This is a genomic window from Streptomyces sichuanensis (genome assembly GCF_020328095.1).
Classification (GTDB): Bacteria; Actinomycetota; Actinomycetes; order Streptomycetales; family Streptomycetaceae; genus Streptomyces; species Streptomyces cinnamoneus.
The window spans coordinates 1-5,488 of the sequence record NZ_JAIXMK010000156.1 but is presented as its reverse complement, the minus strand read 5'-3'; the positions used below and the strand labels follow the sequence as shown (position 1 = coordinate 5,488).

At 72.0% G+C, this 5,488-nt stretch carries 7 protein-coding genes; 2 read left to right on the top strand and 5 right to left on the bottom strand.

Annotated elements, in window-relative coordinates; genetic code table 11:
- Nucleotides 1–145: 145 nt before the first annotated feature.
- Together ddaH and LE181_RS29100 are read right to left on the bottom strand one after the other, a co-directional pair.
- On the bottom strand, nt 146–1,000 hold the full coding sequence (ddaH, locus tag LE181_RS29105; protein ID WP_372458534.1) for a dimethylargininase: 855 nt from the start codon (nt 998–1,000) through the stop codon (nt 146–148).
- Between the two features lie 81 nt (nt 1,001–1,081).
- Nucleotides 1,082–1,267, bottom strand: a complete 186-nt coding sequence (locus tag LE181_RS29100; protein WP_225664504.1) for a DUF6243 family protein — start codon at nt 1,265–1,267, stop codon at nt 1,082–1,084.
- 128 nt (nt 1,268–1,395) lie between these two features.
- Here LE181_RS29100 and LE181_RS29095 point away from each other — a divergent pair, with 128 nt between their 5' ends.
- Together LE181_RS29095 and LE181_RS29090 are read left to right on the top strand one after the other, a co-directional pair.
- On the top strand, nt 1,396–1,989 hold the full coding sequence (locus LE181_RS29095) for a TetR/AcrR family transcriptional regulator (RefSeq protein ID WP_225664503.1): 594 nt from the start codon (nt 1,396–1,398) through the stop codon (nt 1,987–1,989).
- 131 nt (nt 1,990–2,120) lie between these two features.
- On the top strand, nt 2,121–2,849 hold the full coding sequence (locus LE181_RS29090) for a bifunctional DNA primase/polymerase (protein WP_225664502.1): 729 nt from the start codon (nt 2,121–2,123) through the stop codon (nt 2,847–2,849).
- A 30-nt stretch (nt 2,850–2,879) separates the two neighbouring features.
- On the opposite strand, the gene LE181_RS29085 is transcribed toward LE181_RS29090, so the two are convergent.
- From LE181_RS29085 to LE181_RS29075, 3 genes are all read right to left on the bottom strand, one after another.
- Nucleotides 2,880–3,941, bottom strand: coding sequence for an SCO2278 family lipoprotein (locus tag LE181_RS29085; RefSeq protein WP_505016591.1), 1,062 nt, complete (start codon nt 3,939–3,941; stop codon nt 2,880–2,882).
- The gene (gene efeU / locus LE181_RS29080) at nt 3,838–4,809 is read right to left on the bottom strand and encodes an iron uptake transporter permease EfeU (protein ID WP_225664500.1); all 972 of its coding nucleotides are present in this window, start codon (nt 4,807–4,809) and stop codon (nt 3,838–3,840) included. The genes LE181_RS29085 and efeU overlap by 104 nt, the downstream gene beginning before the upstream one ends.
- A gap of 37 nt (nt 4,810–4,846) precedes the next feature.
- On the bottom strand, nt 4,847–5,488 hold a 642-nt coding region (locus LE181_RS29075), incomplete at its 5' end, for a Dyp-type peroxidase (protein ID WP_225664499.1).

The window sequence follows — 5,488 nt, the reverse complement described above, 5'->3', positions numbered from 1 at the left end:
CCCGCCCGGCGCCCCCGGGCAGGCCGCGCCTACGGCCGGCCCGGAACCCGCCGGACCGGATCGGCCCCTGCCGGCCCGCCCGGCGCAGGCGCCGGGGCGGAGCTGCGTCCCGCAGCCCCGCCCCGACCCGCCCGCGCCAGTCCCCTCAGCGCAGCTCCTGCGTGCAGCACTTGACGCTGCCGCCGCCCTTGAGGAGTTCGCCGAGGTCCATGCCGATCGGCTCGTAGCCTCTTGCCCGCAGGGGGGCGAAGAGACCCACGGCGGCCTGGGGCAGGAGTACGTGCCGGCCGTCGCACACCGCGTTCAGGCCGAGCGCCGCCGCGTCCTCCTCCGTTGCGATCAGGGCGTCGGGGAAGAGCCGCTTGAGGACGGCCCGGCTTCCGGGCGAGAACGCACCCGGGTAGTACATGATCTCGTCCTCACCCCCGTCGAGGACGGACAGCGCCGTGTCCAGGTGGTAGTAGCGCGGGTCGACCAGATCCAGGCCGATCACCGGGCGGCCGAAGAACTCCTGCGCCTCCGGGTGCGCCAGCGGGCTGCTGCGGAAGCCGCGGCCGGCCAGCAGCCAGGAGGCGGTGACGGCGAAGTCGCCCTCGCCCTCGTTGATGTGTTCCGGTTCGCGCACGTGCTCGTAGCCGTGCGCACGGAACCACTCGCGGTGCACCGCCGCCTCGGCCCAGCGCTCGGGGTGGGTGAAGCGGGCGCCGAGGACGCGGCCGTCGACGACCGTGGCGCCGTTGGCGGCGTAGACCATGTCCGGCAGGTCCGGACGGGGCGTCAGCTCCTCCACCGTGTGGCCGAGGGCGCGGTAGCGGTCGCGGAGGTCCTCCCACTGCGCGAGGGCGAGCGACAGGTCGACCGGCTTGCCCGGGTCCATCCAGGGGTTGATCGAGTACGTCACCCTGAAGTACGTGGGCGGGCACATCAGATAGCGGCGAGGGGTGGATGCACGCGGGGCTGTACGCAAGTCGCGCTCCTCACGGTGGCGTTGGGCACGCACGGGCTTCTCGTGCGTGCCCAAATCGTCCACGCTGCGCGACGTCGGCGCATGAACCGTACGGGTGGTTTACGCGCCACCCGTTCACGAACGGCCGTTGCTGTTGCGGCCCTCGCGCAGGGCGCGCAGGAGCTCGCGCTTCTGTGCCTGCGGGTCGATGCCGCCGCCCGCGCCCCTGCCGCCCCGGCCGCCGCCGCGCAGGGCGTTGCGGGAGAGGTTGCTGCGCGTGCCGCCGACGCCGAGCATGCTGCCTGAATTACCCCGGGTCATGGGAGTTCCTCTCGGTCCGAGCGAGACGGTTCGTCTCGCAACGCCTCAAGAATGAACGAGACGGTTCGTCTTGTCAATGGTCTTCGAGACGATACGTCTCGCCTTTGTGGCTCGCTACACTTCCCGCCATGGTGACCACCCGGACCCCCGACTCCACCCGGCGCAGCGAACGTTCCCGCCGGGCGATCTTCGACGCCGCGCTCGAACTCATCGGCGAGGTCGGCTACGACAAGCTGACCATCGAGGGCATCGCGGCCCGCGCGGGCGTGGGCAAGCAGACGATCTACCGCTGGTGGCCCTCGAAGGCCGCCGTACTGCTGGACGCGTTCATCGCCGAGGGGGGCGACGAGGAGATCGTGCTCCCCGACACCGGCGACCTCGCCGCCGACCTCAAGCTCGTGCTGCGCGCGAGCGTCGACGAGTTCAACGACCCCACGTTCGAGGCGCCCTACCGGGCGCTCGCCGTCGCGGGGGCGAACGACCCCGAGCTCTCCGAACAGTTCGTGAACCGCCTCCAGGAGACCGGCCACCAGGCGTACGTCAACCGGCTGCGCAGCGCACAGGAGGCCGGCCACATCGCCGCGGACGCCGACCTGCGCATCGCCACGGAGATGCTCCTCGGCCCCTTCTTCCAGCGGTGGCTCATGCGTACGGTCCCCCTCACCCACGAGTTCACCGACACCCTCGTCGACATGCTCCTGAGGGCCCTCGCCCCGCGCTGAGCCGCCGCGGCGGCCCGTGCCGGGGCGCCCGACGCGGCCGGTCTCACACCCCCCGGATGCGTTCGGCGGTCACACCGGGAGCAGGATGGTGGCAGCATTGACCGGAGACCGCGGTCGAAGTGAGGGGATAGATGGAACGCAAGAGCAGGTTCTCCCAATGGCTGCGCCGTCCCAGGAGCGGAGCGGGCGGCGAAACGGGCACGGGCGCGGCGACCGCCGCCGCGCGCGAGGAACTGCTCCTGGCCGCCGCCGCCGCGGGCTTCCCCCTGGCCCCGGCCGCGCACCCGTCCGGGTACGGCTGTTCCTGTGAGCGCATCGGCTGTCCCACGCCCGGCCGCCACCCCGTCTCCTTCGCCTGGCAGACCCTCGCCACGACGGACGCCGAGAAGGTCACCAAATGGCTGCGCAGCCAGCCGGAGGCCAACTTCGTCACCGCCACCGGCATCGTCCACGACGTCCTCGACGTCCCCGCCGAGGCCGGCCGGCAGGCCCTGGACCGGCTGACGGAGGCCGGCGTCGAGGTCGGCCCGGTCGCCACCGTCGCCCCCGACCGCATGCTGTTCTTCACCGCCACCCGCGGCACCCCGGACGACGAGGACGAGTGGTGGCCGTGCGAGCTGGACTGCCATCCCGAGACCATGGACGAGCATCCGGGCCTGCGCTGGCACTGCCGCGGCAGCTACGTGCTGCTGCCCCCCTCGCAGCTCCCCGGGGACGAGGGCGTCGCCTGGCTCCTGGGCCCCGAGCGCCCGCTGCCCGACCCGCTGACCCTCCTGGAGTCCCTCACCGACGCCTGCGCCCAGTACGCGGGCGAGCGCCAGGACCACGAGCCGGCCCACCCCTGGCCCATCGGCCGCTGAGCCCCGCCGCCGGCGCCGCGGGCGGCTGCGCTACTCGCCCTTCGCCGCGGTCAGCGACTCGATCCGGTTGAGGAAGACCACCCTGCCGCCGTCGGCGTCCCGCGCCGGCACCCGCACCGCCGCCTCCGAGATCCGGGTGTACGTCACCGCCTGCTTCAGGTCGCCCTTCAGCAGCGCCTTCGTCCGCGGATCGGTCACCTCCGGGCGCACGCCCTTGACCATGGTGCGCCGCTCCCGGTGGTGCGCGGTGAAGAAGGCCAGCGCACCGCCGCCCTCGGTGCGCAGGGCCAGTGCGGGGAAGTCCGGAGCCTGCTCCGGAGTGTCGATGTACTCGGTCCAGAACGTCGGGGTCCGGGCGAGCTTGCCGCGCTCGGTCCGCAGCTGCGAGGTCGCCCCGCCCGGGGCGAACGTCCTGCCCTCGCCGGTGCGCAGGTAGTCCGTGTACGAGCTGCTCAGCACGCCCGGGTCGGCCATGAGGCCGCCCGACGCCGCGCCCTTGCCGCCGTCGCCGGCCTTGTCGTTCCCGCCGTTCTTGCCGGCCCCGCTGTCCTTGCCGTTTCCGCCGCCCTTGCCGCCCTTGCCGTCCGTGGTGCGGGCCGGGACGGCCTCGGCGTAGCCGTCCTCGTCGAGGACGAACTTCGGGACCTTCCCCTCGGCGAGCAGCGAGAGGTAGGCGGCCTTCCACGGCTGCCGGGCGCCGCTGCGCGTGAACACCACGAGCCACCGGTTGTCGTCACGGTTGCTGCGGGTGTCGGCGACGAAGAACTTCGGCCAGCCCGCCGACTTGGGGATGGTGAAGCGGGCGTCCTTGAGGACGAGCGCCGGATAACCGGGGTTGCCGCCGGGCGTCAGGGCGCGCTGGGCGACCATGTCCGCCCGGCCCATCTCGGCCAGCGCACCCGTCTCGACCCGGTCCACCAGGGCCGGGTCGAGCTTGCGGTACGCCTCGGTGTAGCCGTCGGTGAACCGCTGGAGGACCTTGGGGGCCTCAGCCCTGCTCACCGCCGGGACGATCGCCCGTTCGCCGTGCACCGTCACGCAGCCCGTCGCCGCCGGCAGCGACGCCAGCGTCAGAGCTGCCGCCGGGAACACTCGACGGGGCGACCGGCGTCTCATCGCGCTTCGACTCCTTGGTGACTGCTCGGGACGGCGCCACCCTACCCGCACGGCCCGGGGCGAAGAACACCACCAGGGTCGGGACCAGGTACAGCGTCCACGCCGCCACCTGAAGCCACGTCGGATCGGCCTGGAAGTTGAAGATGCCCTTCAGCAGCGTGCCGTACCAGCTGTCGGCCGGGACCTGCTCGCTGATGTCGAACGCCTTGCTGCCCAGGCCCGGCAGGACGTCGGCCTCCTGCAGGTCGTGGAAGCCGTAGGCGAGCACGCCCGCGGCGACCACGATCAGCATCGCGCCGGTCCAGGTGAAGAACTTCGCGAGGTTGATCTTCAGTGCGCCCCGGTAGAACAGCCAGCCCAGCACCACGGCCGTCAGCAGGCCCAGGACCGCGCCGACCAGGGGCCGGACGCCGTCGTCCGTCGCGTCCGCGGCGGCCCAGATGAACAGGGCGGTCTCCAGGCCCTCCCGGCCGACGGCCAGGAAGGCCGTCGCGACCAGCGCGCCGGTGCCCATCGCCAGGGCCGCGTCGAGCTTGCCGTGCAGCTCCTTCTTCAGGTGCCGCGCGGTGCGCCGCATCCAGAAGACCATCCACGTCACCAGGCCCACGGCGACGATCGACAGCGAGCCGCCGAGCAACTCCTGCGCCTCGAAGGTCAGGGTCTGCGAGCCGAAGGTCAGCAGCGCGCCGAAGCCCATGCTGATCAGCACCGCCACGGCGATGCCGGTCCACACCGGCGGCAGCGCGTCCTTGCGCCCGGTCTTGACCAGGTAGGCCACCAGGATGCAGACGACCAGGCTGGCCTCCAGCCCCTCGCGCAGGCCGATCAGGTAGTTGCCGAACACCCGGCATCTCCTTCCATAACGAGGCAGTGCGGACGGTTCACGCGAACAGGCCCTTGCCCCACCAGTCGTCGTCGCCCTTGATGCCGGGCGGCACGGCGAAGATCGCCGAACCGACGTGCTGGATGTACTCGTTCAGTGCGTCGTTGCGCGCCAGGTTCATCTGCAGCGGCACGAAGGCGTCCCGTACGTCGCGCTGGTACGCGAGGAAGAACAGCCCCGCCTCCAGACGGCCGAGCTTGTCCGTGCCGTCGGTGAAGGAGTAGCCGCGGCGCAGGATGGTGGCGCCGTTGTTGCTGTCCGGGTGGGCCAGCCGCACGTGGGAGTCCGGCTTCATGGCCTTGAGGTTGGGCTCGTCGCGCTCGCGCTGCTTGCCCACGGGCGCGCCCTGGGCCTTGTCGCGGCCGAAGATGTCCTCCTGCTCCTGCAGCGAGGTGCGGTCCCACGTCTCGATGTGCATCCGGATGCGCCGGGCGACCAGGTACGAACCGCCGGTCATCCAGCCGGCGCCGTCCTTCTCGCTCACCCACACGTGCTTGGCGAGGGCGGCGTCGTCGGTGCCCGAGACGTTCCGGGTGCCGTCCTTGAAGCCCATCATGTTGCGCGGGGTCTGTGCGTCCGGCGTCGTCGAGGACGTCTTGCCGAAGCCGAGCTGCGACCAGCGGATGGCGACCTTGCCCAT